Below are 15,493 nucleotides of genomic sequence, written 5' to 3'. Positions count from 1 at the left end.
AAGAAAACGACAAAAATGAGTACTAAGTTTACTGAATATAAAGGACTTGATTTGCCAAAAGTGGCCTCAGATGTTCTTGATTTTTGGAAAGAAAACAACATCTTTGAACAAAGTGTTACGTCTCGTGAAGGCGCGACACCTTATGTGTTTTTTGAAGGGCCGCCATCTGCAAATGGTTTACCCGGAATTCACCACGTAATGGCACGTGCTATCAAAGATATTTTCTGTCGTTATAAAACTCAAAAAGGCTTCCAGGTTAAGCGAAAAGCAGGTTGGGACACGCACGGTTTGCCAGTTGAATTAGGTACCGAAAAAGAATTAGGCATCACCAAAGAAGATATCGGGAAAACCATTTCCATCGAAGAATACAACGAAGCGTGTAAACGAACCGTTATGCGCTATACTGATGTGTGGAATGATCTTACCGAAAAAATGGGCTATTGGGTAGATATGGAAGATCCCTATGTGACCTACAAATCCAAATATATGGAATCGGTTTGGTGGTTATTAAAACAGATTTACGATAAGGATTTATTATACAAAGGCTACACAATACAACCCTATTCTCCAAAAGCCGGAACAGGTTTGTCTTCACACGAAGTAAACCAACCCGGAAGTTATAGAGATGTGACGGATACAACAGTTGTAGCTCAATTCAAAACAAAAGTCGAAACATTACCAAGCTTTTTACAAGGTTTTGGAGAAGTTCATATTTTGGCTTGGACGACTACACCATGGACGTTACCTAGTAATACAGCATTGACAGTCGGACCAAATATAGATTATGTTTTGGTAAAAACTTTCAACCAATATACTTTCGAACCAGTAAATGTTATTCTGGCTAAAAACTTAGTTGGAAAACAATTCGGAAAAGGATTTTCTGCAAGTACTGATGATGCTGATTTTGCAGACTTCAAGGCTGGAGATAGAACCATTCCGTTTAAGACTTTAACCGAATTCAAAGGAAAAGATTTAGTTGGAATCCGATACAAACAATTAATGCCTTTGGCTTTGCCATATCAAAATCCAGAGAATGCGTTTAGGGTAATTTCGGGAGATTTCGTAACTACTGAAGACGGAACCGGAATCGTGCACACCGCGCCAACATTTGGTGCCGATGACGCGAAAGTTGCCAAAGAAGCAAAACCAGAAGTGCCGCCAATGTTGGTTCTAGATGCTAATAGTAATCCAGTGCCTTTAGTTGATTTACAAGGCAAGTTTATTCAAGGCTTGGGCGATTTGTCTGGAAAATATGTGAAGAATGAATATTATGATGCTGATAAGGTACCAGAACGTTCAGCTGATGTAGAAATTGCCATTCAATTAAAAGAAGAAAACAAAGCTTTTAAAGTTGAGAAATACGTTCACAGTTATCCACACAGTTGGAGAACCGACGAGCCATTATTATATTATCCGTTAGATTCTTGGTTCATCAAAGTAACCGAAGTCAAAGACAGAATGTTCGACCTTAACGAAACCATCAACTGGAAGCCAAAAGCAACCGGCGAAGGCCGTTTCGGAAATTGGTTGAAAAACGCTAACGATTGGAACTTATCACGTTCACGTTATTGGGGAATTCCGTTGCCAATATGGAGAACCGAAGATGGAACCGAAGAAATTTTAATCGGTTCGGTTGAAGAATTGGTCACAGAAATAGAAAAATCAATTGCAGCAGGTTTCCAAAAAGAAAATCCGTTCAAAGGTTTTGAAATCGGAAACATGAGCGAGGAAAATTACGACTTGGTTGATTTGCATAAAAATGTGGTTGACGCCATCACCTTAGTTTCGGCTTCTAGAAAACCTATGAAACGCGAAGCTGATTTGATTGATGTTTGGTTCGATTCAGGCGCGATGCCATATGCACAATGGCATTATCCATTTGAAAATAAAGATAAAATTGACGAGAATAAAGATTTTCCAGCCGATTTTATTGCGGAAGGAGTTGACCAGACACGTGGTTGGTTTTATACTTTACACGCCATTGGGACTTTGGTTTTTGATAAAATTGCCTATAAAAATGTAGTGTCAAATGGTTTGGTTCTGGACAAAAACGGACAAAAAATGTCCAAACGTTTAGGAAATGCCGTTGACCCATTTACAACACTGGCAGAATATGGACCTGATGCCACACGCTGGTACATGATTTCGAATGCAAATCCATGGGACAACCTGAAGTTTGACATTGAAGGTGTTGCTGAGGTGCGTCGTAAATTCTTCGGAACTTTATATAACATATATTCTTTCTTTAGTTTATATGCTAACATCGATGGTTTCAAATATGGTGAAGCAGAAATTCCGTTAAACGAAAGACCTGAAATTGACCGTTGGATTTTATCGGAATTGCATACTTTGATAAAAGTGGTTGATGAAGCTTACGCCGATTATGAACCAACAAAAGCAGCTCGAGCTATTTCTGATTTTGTTCAGGAGAATTTGAGTAACTGGTATGTTCGTCTGTGCAGGCGACGATTTTGGAAAGGCGAATACGAAAAAGATAAAATTGCGGCTTACCAAACATTATATACTTGTTTGATAAATGTTGCAAAATTATCCGCGCCAATCGCTCCGTTCTTTATGGACAAACTGTATCGTGATTTAGTTAACACCACTAATAGTGAGGAATTTACCAGCATTCACTTGGCAAAATTCCCTGTTTCGGTTGAAAACTTTGTTGATAAATCGCTCGAAAGCAAAATGATGAAAGCACAAACGGTTTCGTCGCTTGTTTTATCACTTCGAAAGAAGGAAATGATAAAGGTGCGTCAACCATTGCAAAAGGTAATGATTCCTGTGCTTGACGACAATCAGCGTGTTGAAATTGAGGCAGTTTCCGACCTAATAAAAGCCGAAGTTAACGTTAAAGAAATAGAACTTTTAGACGATGCTTCGGGAGTTTTGGTGAAACAAATTAAGCCAAATTTCAAGGTGCTTGGACCACGTTTTGGTAAAGACATGGGTTTGATTGCCAAAGAGATACAAAATTTATCGACAGAACAAATAAACGAATTAGATATAAATGGCGAGCTATCGCTTGTTATTTCAGGAAATAGTATAATTTTAACATCCGATGACGTTGAGATTTCCTCTCAAGATATTCCGGGTTGGTTAGTGGCAAATGCAAATGGCATAACTGTTGCGCTAGACATTACCTTAACGGAGGAATTGATAAAAGAAGGAATCGCAAGAGAATTGGTTAACCGAATTCAAAACCTAAGAAAAGATTCAGGATTTGAAGTAACGGATAAAATAAAGGTTCATTTGCAGACAAATAACGGTTTAGAAAAAGCAGTTGCGGCCAATGAAAATTATATCAAATCGGAAACACTAACAGAATCCTTAGTTTTTGTAGATGATTTAAAGAACGGAACAGAAATAGAATTTGACGACATAAAAACAAGAATATTAATCTCAAAATAGCATAACGATGGTAGAAGAAAAAATGAGATACTCAGATGCAGATTTAGCAGAGTTCAAAGAAATTATTATAAACAAAATGGAAAAGGCAAAAGTTGACTTAGAGTTGATAAAGAGCGCCTATATGAATGACTTAAACAACGGAACTGATGATACGTCGCCAACGTTTAAAGCATTTGAAGAAGGCAGCGAAACCATGTCTAAAGAAGCCAACTCGCAGTTAGCCATTCGTCAGGAAAAGTTTATCCGCGATTTGAAGAATGCACTATTCCGTGTGGAAAATAAAACATACGGTGTTTGTAAAGTAACCGGAAAGCTAATTTCAAAAGAAAGATTGCGCGTTGTTCCTCACGCTACGATGAGTATTGAAGCTAAAAATTTGCAACGATAACAGCTTTACTTACCATAAAAAAAGCCTCTTGTTTTTGGAACGAGAGGCTTTTTATTTATAAATTGATTTGACTTAACAGATTCAGCGTAAAATTAGGGCCGTAACTGTATTGCGTTATTTTATTTTCACCAATAACAATTAAATGGCTGTCTAAAGGAATAATGTCTTTTACATTTCCTTCATAGGTGTTTTCTAAAGTAAGACTAGCGCTGTTAGCAGCATTAAATACTTTTAATCCATTGTTCCCGCAACCAACATACAGCGTACCATTTTTAATTCCTAAACCATAAGGCTCGCCAATCAGATACGTTGATAGTAATGTCGGATTTGAAATATCAGTAACATCGATAACATTAATCTGATCTTCAATAGCACCACAACTAGAACCGCCACGAACAGTAATATAAGCAGTATCCTCATAGACAACTACAGGATCGCAGGCTGTTGCATGAGAAAATCCGGAAACAAAATAAGGGTTGAATTCATCAGTGGCATCAACCGTATACATTCCCGTAGTTGAACCCACAAATAGTATATTTTTCTGGATAAATAAGGTTTCAAATTCTCCGCCACCAAACCATTGTGTCATATAAACTTCTTTGTCAAAAAAGGTAGTAATAGGGTTTGTGATATTGAAAACATTCAATTTATAAGAGTCAATTGTATAGAGTGCGTTGTTTCTTATTTGGAAACGGGCATACGAACCTCCTGTTCCCACAATTCCGTTGGCACCATTAAATGAGGCCAAAGCATCTTCTGCCAAAATTATTTCCTGTGCTTCAGGTCTGTCTCTCATTTCAATAGCAAAACCTGTAATTATTTCGTCTCCGACAGGAGTAACTGTGTAGTCATAAAACTCAGCATCATCAGGAAAAACAGGGCTAAAACCAATAGAATTTTGTACGGTTCTTACCAAAGTGATATTTTGAATGTTGCTGATGTCAAAAACCAACAAATCGACAAAGTTATCGGCAAATAGATAATTTCCTTTCACAGAAATATCATGAACGCCTTCAATATTTATAAATGCAATATTTATAGGTGCAGAAGGATTAGCGTTGTTAAAAACATGAACGCCTTGTTCTTTGGCAATGTAGAAAAGATAGTTTTCTGCAACATAAATTTTACCGTCCGAATTGGTTTGTCTAGCTGAGTTTACAGAGACAGTTCCTCTAATTTCTGCTAATGATTTCAACGTTGGAACCGCAAATCTTGCTTGTTCTTTTGCAGAATCATCCGAATCACATGAAGATATAAGTATAGAAAAAATACAAGCAGCGATTAAATAAATTTTTTTCATAATCAGTTATTTTATTGGTTAGTTTCTTTTGGATGTATAAAAACCAAATTGGTTGCTTTTGATGGTGAAGTTAACAAATCTTTTACTAACATTCATAAAATGTATAGAATGAGATTTATAACTAAAAAATATTCTGCCTTTTGTATAATAATATTGTTATTTTTGCGCCAGTAAAATCCAAAAAATGTCCTTAAGAAATTCCATTTTAATCATTGCCATTATTTTATTGGTTGACCAATTCGTCAAAATTTATATCAAAACCAACTTCGTTTATGGAGAAGCCGGACAAATTGATGTTGCCAGTTGGTTTAAAATATTACTGATTGAAAATGAAGGAATGGCTTGGGGAACAAAAATCCCGGGTGCTTATGGCAAATTGATACTAACAGTTTTTAGAATCTTAGCAGTTTTAGGAATTGGCTATTGGTTATATGATTCGAGCACAAAGCACAGTTCTAATTATTTAATGGTTGCCATTTCTTTAATTTTTGCCGGTGCAGTCGGGAACATTATAGATTCCGTTTTTTATGGTGTTATTTTCGATAACAGCTACAATAACTTAGCAACTTTATTTGCTGAAAATCCTTATGGTACTTGGTTTCATGGTAAAGTGGTCGACATGTTATATTTCCCAATTGTAGAAGGGAATTTCCCGGAATGGTTGCCTATTTGGGGTGGACATCCATTCAAGTTTTTCAATGCTATTTTTAACATTGCCGACATGGCGATTTCAACAGGTGTTGGAATTCTAATAGTGTTTAATAAAAAAGCATTTGCAAAGAAAACGTCGCTTGGAACTAACGAAACGAGTGAATAGCTGTTGGCGTAACGCAATAATCTAACCGAATATCGGTTGGAGAAACATCTTCAATAGTTTCTTCTGGTTCAAAAAAGGACAATCCAACTTTTATAACATCTTCAGGACATTTCGAAAGAAAGTTGTCGTAAAATCCTTTACCATATCCTACTCTATTTCCCAGTTTGTCATACGCTAAAAGCGGAACAAACACCACTTCTGTTTTGGAATTTGGGACTTCTCCCGAAGCGTCGGGACCATCTACAGGTTCGTAAATGTTATATTGGTTTTTTTGGAATTTGGTATTGTCTGTCAATAGATAATTAGTCATTCCGCTGCTCTCAAAATCACATTTAGAAACTAAAATTTCCTTATCTTTTCCTGCCAATATTTGAAGAACGAATTCCGTTTCTACTTCTTTTTGTTCTTCTATAGTAAGAAATAAATGAAAATAGGTTTTATGCCAGATGTCGAGTTGAAGCATTCTATTAGCAATCGCCAAACTCTTGTCTTCAATTTCGTCAAGCGATAATTCTTGGCGCAAGGCTTTATATTTAGCTCTGAGTTCTTTTTTATTCATACTTCAAAAGTACTTTAATTTTTATAACTTTGAAATCAACAAATCCTAAATCCTAACATTATAAAGAGATTGCTTCGTGCCTCGCAATGACTATGGAAACTCCTTCTATCGAACTTCAAATACAAACGCTTCCGGACAATCCCGGCGTGTATCAGTATTATGATAAAGAAGGCAAAATTCTGTATGTTGGCAAAGCCAAAAACCTTAAAAAACGTGTTGCTTCTTATTTCAATAAACTCCATGACAATGCCAAAACCAATGTGTTGGTCAGGAAGATTGTTGTCATTAAACACATAGTAGTTTCTTCTGAACAAGATGCACTTTTATTGGAAAACAATCTAATAAAAAAACTACAGCCACGCTATAATGTGTTGCTGCGCGATGACAAAACCTATCCTTGGATTTGCATCAAAAAGGAACCTTTTTCCCGAATTTTTCCAACGCGAAGAATGACCAAAGACGGCTCGGAATATTTTGGTCCGTATACCAATTTCAAAACCGTAAATACTATTTTAGATTTGATTAAAGAGCTGTATCCGTTGCGAACTTGTAACTATGATTTGAGCGAAAGCAATATCAAATCGGGAAAATTTAAAGTGTGTTTGGAATATCATATAGGGAATTGCAAAGGGCCATGTGAAGGATTGGAAACTTTACAAAATTATCAAAAGCAAGTTGATGCGATTCGTCAAATTCTGAAAGGAAACTTTAAAGACAGCATGCGAGATTTCAAGAAAATGATGCAGGATTTGGCTTCCGAAATGAAATTTGAAGCGGCACAAAAAATCAAAGAAAAAATAGATGTTTTAGAAAATTACCAATCGCGTTCCACAATATTAAATCCAAAAATTTCAAATATTGATGTGTTTTCGATTGTTTCCGATGAAGCGACAGCGTATGTCAACTTTCTACAGATTGCACATGGCGCTATCATTCGGTCATTTACTTTGGAACTCAAAAAGAAATTGGACGAAACCGATGAAGAATTATTAGAACTTGCGGTTGTTGAACTTCGGGATCGATTTCATTTGACATCCAAAGAAATTATTCTGCCTTTTGCTTTAGATTTTGGTTCTACAATAAAAGTTACCGTTCCACAATTGGGAGATAAAAAACAAATTCTAGACCTTTCTGAAAGAAATGCAAAATACCAACGATTAGAACAATTGAAACAAATCCAGATTATAGATCCTGAACGCCACACCAATAGAATTATGGCACAAATGCAGAAGGATTTACGACTTTCGGTTGAACCCAGACATATTGAGTGTTTTGACAACTCAAATATTCAGGGAACGAATCCTGTTTCGGCTTGTGTGGTTTTTAAAGATGGCAAACCAAGTAAAAAAGATTACCGCCATTTTAATATCAAAACCGTAGAAGGCCCAAATGATTTTGCTTCGATGGAAGAAGTGGTTTATAGAAGATACAAACGGCTTTTGGATGAAAATCAACCCTTGCCACAATTGATTATTATTGATGGCGGAAAAGGGCAATTATCATCGGCGTTGAAAAGCATTGATGATTTGGGTTTGCGAGGAAAAATTGCGATTATTGGGATTGCTAAACGATTGGAAGAATTGTTTTATCCTGGCGATTCGGTTCCGTTATATTTGGATAAAAAATCGGAAACATTAAAAATTATTCAGCAGTTGCGCAACGAAGCACACCGTTTTGGAATTACACATCATCGCGATAAGCGAAGTAAATCGGCATTAAATTCAACCATAGAACTGATTCCGGGAATTGGCGAAAAGACCATGCTCACGTTACTAAAACATTTCAAAAGTGTTAAAAGATTGAAAGTAGCCACAGAAAAAGAAATTTCTGATGTTGTTGGAGTATCAAAAGCCAAAAAAATTTCCGAATTTTACAAAAAAGAATAGCAAGTGCAGAAAGAGCCAATAGCCGTTAGCCAAAAGCCATTAGTCAAAAGTAGTCTTGCTGCCACTATTGTCTATTGCCTATTGCCTATTGCCTTTTTATTACTACCTATTGCCTCAAAAGCGCAGGACACTATTAAAAAGACTCGACCAAAAATCGGTTTGGTTCTTAGTGGTGGTGGCGCCAAAGGATTTGCTCATATTGGGGTTTTAAAAGTATTAGAACAAGCTGGCGTAAAAATCGATTTTATTGGCGGCACAAGTATGGGCGCCGTTGTTGGCGGTTTGTATGCTTCGGGTTATAACGCTACTCAAATAGATTCTATTTTTTATAATACTGACTTTGATCAATTGCTTCAAGATTATATTCCACGTTCATCCAAAAACTTTTATGAAAAGCGAAATGATGAAATGTACGCAATAACACTTCCTTTCAACAAACTTAAAATTGGGATTCCTATAGCGCTTTCTAAAGGAATGTATAATTATAATTTGTTGTCAAAACTTACACATAAAGTAAGACACATAAGCGATTTTAGCAAACTTCCCATTCCATTTTTATGTATTGCTACTGATATCGAAAAAGGCGAGCAAGTGGTTTTGCAAAATGGTTATTTGGCGCAAGCCATGTTGGCCAGTTCGGCTTTCCCATCTTTGTTTTCACCTGTAGAAATTGACAGTAAACTTTTAGTTGATGGCGGTGTTATTAATAATTATCCCATAGATGAAATTCGGAAAATGGGGGCAGATATTATCATAGGCGTTGATGTTCAAGACGATTTAAAAGATAGAAATTCCCTTAAAGACGCTACTCGAATTTTGGTTCAAATAACAAATCTGGACATGATTAAGATGATGAAAGATAAAATTAAACTAACCGATATTTATATTAAACCCGCTGTTTCTGAATTTGGTGTAATTTCTTTTAATGAAGGGAGAGAAATTATTAAGAAAGGCGAAACTGCTGCTTTTGGGGTTTATGAGCAAATAAAAAAACTCGGAGATACAACAGGAACTTATCAACCTAATACCATAAAGCGCGAAAAGGATTTTTTACAAATTAAAAATATTTCCATAAACAAATTGGATAATTATACTAGAGCCTATATGTTAGGGAAACTGCGTTTTAAAAACGGAAGTAAAATAAGTTATGACGATTTGAAAACGGGAATTAATAACATAAATGCAACTCAAAATTTTAGCAGAATTAGCTATACGATTGGAGTAAATCAAGACGGAGATGAATTAAAACTGAGTTTGACTGAGAATGCGACGAAAACTTTTTTGAAGTTTGGACTTCATTATGATGGCTTGTATAAAAGCGCAGTTTTGGCAAATATAACTCAAAAAAAATCACTATTTAAAAATGATGTGGCATCAATGGATATAGGACTTGGGGATAATATTCGATACAATTTTGATTACTATATTGACAATGGTTTTTATTGGAGTTTCGGCTTCAAATCACGTTACAATACTTTTAACAGAAACCTTACAACCGATTTTAGAAACGGGGCATTGTTAACTCAGTTGGGTTTAAATAGCATAAATATTGACTTTTCAGATTTAACAAATCAAGCGTATATGCAAACGGTTTTTATCCAAAAATTTTTAATTGGAGCCGGAATAGAACATAAATTTTTAAAAATTGAATCAGAGAATTTGGGACAAATTAATCCAATTTTTGAGAAAAGCAGTTACACAAGTGTTTTTGGTTATATGAAATACGACTCTTTTGATAATAAACTATTTCCCAAAAAAGGTTGGTTGTTTTCCGGAGATATTCAATCCTATTTATTTTCTTCTGATTATACAAATGAATTCCATCGTTATTCTATCGCCAAAGGTGAAATAGGAATTGTTGAATCTTTTTCTAAGAAGTTAACATTAAAAGTACAGTCGGATGCTGGTTTTGTTATTGGTAAAGAGAGCGTTCACTTTTTCGACTTTGTTTTTGGAGGTTATGGTTTTAATACAATTAATAATTTTAAACATTTTTATGGTTATGACTTTTTAAGTATATCTGCTGATAGTTATGTTAAATCATGCTTCACTTTGGATTACGAAATTTACAAAAAGAATCACATAAATTTTGCCGCAAATTATGCAAATGTCGAAGATAATTTATTCGAAAATGGGAATTGGTTATCAAAACCAAAATATACAGGTTATGCAATTGGATATGCTTTAGAATCAGTTGTTGGGCCAATCGAAATTAAATATTCATGGTCGCCTGAGCTAACTAAAGGATTTACTTATTTTAGCGTTGGCTTTTGGTTTTAAAAAGCCAGAAAACATTTTTATGTATTTTACACATAAAAAACTATATTTGAAACTATTATTTTTTAACTAAAAAACCACAATATGTCTATTTGGAAAAGAAAACCTATGGCGCTATTACTTGCTGAAGCGTCTGAATCTGAAAAAGGATTAAAAAGAACACTGACCGCTTGGTCACTTGTTGCCTTAGGAATTGGAGCAATCATCGGTGCCGGACTTTTTGTTAGAACAGCAACAGCCGCTGCTCAAAATGCTGGACCATCAGTTACTATAGGATTTATTGTAGCCGCTATTGGATGTGCTTTGGCAGGATTGTGTTATGCCGAATTGTCTTCTTCTATTCCAATTTCGGGAAGTGCCTACACTTACACTTACGCGACCATGGGCGAATTATTGGCATGGATTATCGGTTGGGATTTAATTTTAGAATATGCCGTTGGAGCCGCAACTGTTGGAATTGCGTGGAGTGAATACCTCAATAATCTGCTGGTCAATGTGCTCCATGTGAGCCCAATTCCTTACGAGTTATGTCATTCACCGTTTCAAACTTCAACAGATGGTGTTAGTGGAATTATAAACATTCCGGCATTTTTTATAGTAGCTGTAATAAGTTTATTGCTGATAAAAGGAACTCAGGAATCTGCTTTTGTAAACGGAATTATCGTTGTGGCTAAAGTAGCGATAGTGATAATGATTATCATTTTTGGATGGCATTTTATTAAACCTGAAAATCATACGCCTTATATTCCTCCAACTTCAATATTCACAGACGAACACGGTGTTGGCCATAGCTATGGCGGAATCATGGGGATTCTTGGTGCAGCAGGAACGGTCTTCTTTGCTTTCATCGGATTTGATGCTGTGAGTACAGCTGCTCAGGAAACAATAAACCCAAAGCGTAACATGCCAATCGGAATCTTAGGATCTTTGGCAGTTTGTACCGTTTTATATATTCTATTTGCTCACGTATTGACAGGTCTAGAATCTGTTGAGTTTTTTAGAACTAGCGGAAAAGAAGCATCCGTTGCTAATGCGATATCTTCGGCAATGCCAGGATATGAATGGCTGGCTCAGTTCGTGACTGTGGCAATATTAGCCGGATTCTCATCTGTAATCTTAGTAATGTTATTAGGTCAGTCGAGAGTATTTTACTCAATGGGTAAAGATGGTTTATTACCAAAATCATTCAGTGATATACACCCAAAATTCAAAACACCATACAAAGCTAACTTGGTAATTATGGTAATTGTTGGTTTATTTGCCGCATTTATTCCAGGTGACATTGTTGGTGATATGACAAGTATAGGAACTTTATTTGCCTTCATCCTAGTTTGTGTTTCAGTGATTGTTTTAAGAAAAACGCATCCAGAGATGAAACGTGAATTCAAAACCCCATTTGTGCCTTTAGTTCCAATTCTTGGAATTATTGTTTGTCTTGCAATGATTTATGGTTTAGGATGGACAAACTGGTTGAGATTAATCGTTTGGTTAGCTATCGGTTTTGTTGTTTATTTTGGCTACAGCAAGAAAAATAGCAGACTGAATAATCCTAAAGAATAATTTATTAAAAAAATAATTTACAGAAGGATTAAAGGGTTCGCTCTTTAATCCTTTTCTGTTTTATTAAAAATTAAAAATTGATAATTATCATTTTTAGGAGTTATATTTTTCCGATATTTGTGTACATGAAATGAGCTTTGCGAATTACATATACACGATAAAGGGCAATCAAAAAAGACAAATGAAAACTACTTGGAATAATTTGCTAGCACATTTAAAATTTCTGATTAAGAGAAATCCGGAATGAATTTATGAATCAATATATCGTAAATTTAATATCTAATATCTAATATCTAATATCTAATATTTTAAATAATGCCACTATATCATAAACTTGGCGATTTTCCACAAAAAAGACACACGCAGTTTGAAAAACCAAACGGAGGTTTGTACTACGAACAGCTTTTTGGCACCGAAGGATTTCACGGACACGCTTCTCTGCTCTATCATGTTCACAGACCAACGCAAGTCAAGGAAATAGTCAAATCATATTCAGTTGAACCAAAAATTGCCATTGGCAAAAATATAAAGTCATTGCTACTAAAAGGCTTTGAATTAAAGCCTGAAGATGATTTTTTAGACAGCCGAAAAGCCATGTTGGTCAACCGCGATTGTATCATTGGATTGGCTGCTCCAAAAAAATCATTAACAACTTATTTCTACAAAAATGCCGATGCCGATGAAATGCTTTTCATCCATAAAGGAAAAGGGAAACTGCGCACAATGATGGGAAATATCCAGTTTGAATACGGAGATTATCTTATTATTCCACGCGGAATGATTTATCAAATCGAGTTCGAAACTTCCGAAAATAGATTGTTTTACGTTGAATCTTATGCGCCATTTTATACACCAAAAAGATATAAAAACGCTTCCGGACAACATTTAGAACATTCTCCTTTTTGCGAACGCGATTTCAAATTGCCAACCGAGTTAGAAACGCATGACAAAAAAGGAGATTTCACAATCAAAATCAAAAAAGAAGGCATGATACACGAAATGGTTTATGCTACGCACCCTTTTGACGTCATTGGTTGGGATGGATACAATTTTCCATACGGATTCAGCATCCATAATTTTGAGCCAATAACAGGTCGTGTGCATCAACCGCCTCCAGTTCATCAAACTTTTGAAACGGCGACTTTCGTGGTTTGTTCATTCTGTCCAAGAATTTATGATTACCACCCCAAAGCAATTCCGGCGCCATACAATCACAGCAATATTGATAGCGATGAGGTTCTGTATTATGTTGATGGCGATTTTATGTCGAGAAACAATATAGAGCAAGGTCATATTACGTTGCATCCAAAGGGTATTCCACATGGTCCGGCACCAGGCGCAATGGAACGCAGTATCGGTCAAACCGTAACACAAGAATTAGCCGTTATGGTAGATACGTTCCGCCCATTGATGGTTACAGAAGAAGCCATGGGATTAGATGACGGACAATATTATAAATCCTGGGTAGAGTAAGGAGCTATTTCCCGCTATCCGTCACAATCTGTCATTGCTTTGTCTCCCTGAGCGCAGTCGAAGGGCTTATTTCTAAAAGCAATGTCAGGATTTCCACTCCTATCGGGGCTAAAAAAATACAAATTAAACTTCACGACTGACTATTCGTGCATTCGTGGCAAAAATAATACACAATGAGTAAAGAAATAAAATCCGTTGAATACGGACTAGAAAAAATATTTGAAGGCGCACAGGATTTCCTTCCGCTTTTAGGAACAGATTACGTAGAATTTTACGTTGGCAATGCCAAACAAGCAGCACACTTTTACAAAACAGCTTTCGGATTCCAATCACATGCCTACGCAGGTTTAGAAACCGGAATGAAAGACAGAGCGTCTTATGTTTTAAAACAGGATAAAATACGATTGGTTTTAACAACCGCTTTGAACAGCAATTCACCAATTGGAGAACACGTAAAAAAACACGGTGACGGAGTAAAAGTGGTAGCACTTTGGGTTGAAGATGCTCGTTCGGCTTTTGAAGAAACTACAAAACGTGGTGCCAGAGTATTCATGGAGCCAACAGTTGAAACAGACGAACATGGCGAAGTAGTTCGAGCCGGAATTTACACTTATGGCGAAACGGTTCACATGTTTGTGGAACGTAAAAACTACAACGGATCCTTTTTACCAGGATATAAAGAATGGAAATCCGATTATAATCCAGAACCGGTTGGATTAAAATATGTGGATCACATGGTTGGAAATGTAGGATGGAATGAAATGAACATTTGGGTTAAATGGTACGAAGATGTCATGGGATTTGTAAACTTTCTTTCATTTGACGACAAACAAATCACAACCGAATATTCGGCTTTAATGAGCAAGGTAATGAGTAACGGCAACGGAAGAATTAAATTTCCAATAAACGAACCGGCCGAAGGAAAGAAACGTTCCCAAATTGAAGAATACTTAGATTTCTATGAAGGTTCTGGTGTGCAACATATCGCAGTAGCCACTGATGACATCATCAAAACAATTGCCGATATGCGTTCGAGAGGGATTGAATTCTTGAGTACACCACCACAAGCATATTATGATGCGATTCCGGAACGATTAAAAGATCACATGCATAAATTCAAAGAAGACATCAATGAACTTCAAAAACTAGGGATTATGATTGATGCTGACGAAGAAGGTTATTTGCTACAAATTTTTACCAAACCTATCGAAGACAGACCAACACTGTTCTTCGAAATCATTCAAAGAATGGGAGCAAGAGGTTTTGGTGCCGGAAACTTCAAAGCGTTATTTGAATCTATAGAAAGGGAACAAATGCTACGAGGAACTTTATAAAAGTCGAATTTATTTGAATTTTATTTAAAAAACAACCAGCAAAACAACTATTCTTTATTAATTAATTGTTAAAGTTGACAAATCACTTGTAATTATGTAATGGTTTGAATTATATTTGCACCATCAAAAAAACGAGGAGTGGTTTCCTTTAATTTTTGGATAAATTTTCATAATTTATAGTTTTTTGGTTGGTTAATAGCATAAAAACTCAGTCATAATTTGACTGGGTTTTTTTGTTTTGGTACATTTGGAACAGATATTGTAAATACAGTATAAAAACAATTGCAAGACATGAAAAAATATCTTTTACTATTATTGGTTTTTATTACTGTAAGTTTTGATTCCCAAAAGCCTGAAGCATATGACTCGGGCGAATGGTTTAAGTTCAGGATACATTATGGGTTCGTAAATGCAGGATATGCAACCCTTGAAATAAAAGATGCGGTCAGAGACGGTAAAAAAGTATACCATGCTATTGGCAA

At 35.8% G+C, this 15,493-nt stretch carries 11 protein-coding genes; 9 read left to right on the top strand and 2 right to left on the bottom strand.

Features of this window, described 5'->3' with window-relative positions:
• The first annotated feature begins 15 nt into the window (after positions 1-15).
• Together ileS and RMN97_RS08815 are read left to right on the top strand one after the other, a co-directional pair.
• Complete coding sequence (ileS, locus tag RMN97_RS08820) at positions 16-3,417, top strand: isoleucine--tRNA ligase (protein ID WP_309614149.1); 3,402 nt, start codon at positions 16-18, stop codon at positions 3,415-3,417.
• 7 nt (positions 3,418-3,424) lie between these two features.
• Complete coding sequence (locus RMN97_RS08815) at positions 3,425-3,805, top strand: TraR/DksA C4-type zinc finger protein (protein ID WP_136150994.1); 381 nt, start codon at positions 3,425-3,427, stop codon at positions 3,803-3,805.
• Positions 3,806-3,860: 55 nt separating this feature from the next.
• Here the strand turns inward: RMN97_RS08815 and RMN97_RS08810 are convergent, their stop codons facing one another.
• Positions 3,861-5,105 (bottom strand): hypothetical protein, encoded by a 1,245-nt coding sequence (locus RMN97_RS08810; protein WP_309614148.1) that lies wholly within the window; start codon positions 5,103-5,105, stop codon positions 3,861-3,863.
• A gap of 184 nt (positions 5,106-5,289) precedes the next feature.
• Between RMN97_RS08810 and RMN97_RS08805 the strand changes: the two genes are divergently transcribed.
• Positions 5,290-5,922, top strand: a complete 633-nt coding sequence (locus tag RMN97_RS08805; RefSeq protein ID WP_309614147.1) for a lipoprotein signal peptidase — start codon at positions 5,290-5,292, stop codon at positions 5,920-5,922.
• Here RMN97_RS08805 and RMN97_RS08800 read toward each other — a convergent pair.
• Positions 5,903-6,481 (bottom strand): 5-formyltetrahydrofolate cyclo-ligase, encoded by a 579-nt coding sequence (locus RMN97_RS08800; RefSeq protein WP_309614146.1) that lies wholly within the window; start codon positions 6,479-6,481, stop codon positions 5,903-5,905. The two genes, RMN97_RS08805 and RMN97_RS08800, sit on opposite strands and share 20 nt — an antisense overlap.
• A 92-nt stretch (positions 6,482-6,573) precedes the next feature.
• On the opposite strand from RMN97_RS08800, the gene uvrC reads away from it, so the two are divergent.
• The 6 genes from uvrC to RMN97_RS08770 form a co-directional block, all read left to right on the top strand.
• Positions 6,574-8,367 carry an excinuclease ABC subunit UvrC gene (uvrC, locus tag RMN97_RS08795; RefSeq protein ID WP_309614145.1) on the top strand — a complete coding sequence of 598 codons (1,794 nt, stop codon included), beginning with the start codon at positions 6,574-6,576 and terminating at the stop codon, positions 8,365-8,367.
• A 3-nt stretch (positions 8,368-8,370) separates the two neighbouring features.
• Positions 8,371-10,647 (top strand): patatin-like phospholipase family protein, encoded by a 2,277-nt coding sequence (locus tag RMN97_RS08790; protein WP_309614144.1) that lies wholly within the window; start codon positions 8,371-8,373, stop codon positions 10,645-10,647.
• A gap of 81 nt (positions 10,648-10,728) precedes the next feature.
• Positions 10,729-12,204 carry an amino acid permease gene (locus RMN97_RS08785; RefSeq protein ID WP_309614143.1) on the top strand — a complete coding sequence of 492 codons (1,476 nt, stop codon included), beginning with the start codon at positions 10,729-10,731 and terminating at the stop codon, positions 12,202-12,204.
• Positions 12,205-12,519: 315 nt separating this feature from the next.
• Positions 12,520-13,677, top strand: coding sequence for a homogentisate 1,2-dioxygenase (locus tag RMN97_RS08780; protein ID WP_309614142.1), 1,158 nt, complete (start codon positions 12,520-12,522; stop codon positions 13,675-13,677).
• A 173-nt stretch (positions 13,678-13,850) separates the two neighbouring features.
• Complete coding sequence (gene hppD, locus RMN97_RS08775; RefSeq protein ID WP_309614141.1) at positions 13,851-15,011, top strand: 4-hydroxyphenylpyruvate dioxygenase; 1,161 nt, start codon at positions 13,851-13,853, stop codon at positions 15,009-15,011.
• A 291-nt stretch (positions 15,012-15,302) separates the two neighbouring features.
• The coding region (locus RMN97_RS08770; protein ID WP_309614140.1) for a DUF3108 domain-containing protein at positions 15,303-15,493 on the top strand (191 nt) is incomplete at its 3' end.

The organism is Flavobacterium sp. (assembly GCF_031381455.1).
Lineage (GTDB): Bacteria > Bacteroidota > Bacteroidia > Flavobacteriales > Flavobacteriaceae > Flavobacterium.
Note: the sequence above shows the minus strand (reverse complement) of the source record. Positions and strands in the feature narration are given on the sequence as shown.

Coding starts and splice junctions, on each gene's coding strand:
- ileS (WP_309614149.1), top strand. CDS start 16: ATGAGTACTAAGTTTACTGAATATAAAGGACTTGATTTGCCAAAAGTG.
- RMN97_RS08815 (WP_136150994.1), top strand. CDS start 3,425: ATGGTAGAAGAAAAAATGAGATACTCAGATGCAGATTTAGCAGAGTTC.
- RMN97_RS08810 (WP_309614148.1), bottom strand. CDS start 5,105: ATGAAAAAAATTTATTTAATCGCTGCTTGTATTTTTTCTATACTTATA.
- RMN97_RS08805 (WP_309614147.1), top strand. CDS start 5,290: ATGTCCTTAAGAAATTCCATTTTAATCATTGCCATTATTTTATTGGTT.
- RMN97_RS08800 (WP_309614146.1), bottom strand. CDS start 6,481: ATGAATAAAAAAGAACTCAGAGCTAAATATAAAGCCTTGCGCCAAGAA.
- uvrC (WP_309614145.1), top strand. CDS start 6,574: ATGGAAACTCCTTCTATCGAACTTCAAATACAAACGCTTCCGGACAAT.
- RMN97_RS08785 (WP_309614143.1), top strand. CDS start 10,729: ATGTCTATTTGGAAAAGAAAACCTATGGCGCTATTACTTGCTGAAGCG.
- RMN97_RS08780 (WP_309614142.1), top strand. CDS start 12,520: ATGCCACTATATCATAAACTTGGCGATTTTCCACAAAAAAGACACACG.
- hppD (WP_309614141.1), top strand. CDS start 13,851: ATGAGTAAAGAAATAAAATCCGTTGAATACGGACTAGAAAAAATATTT.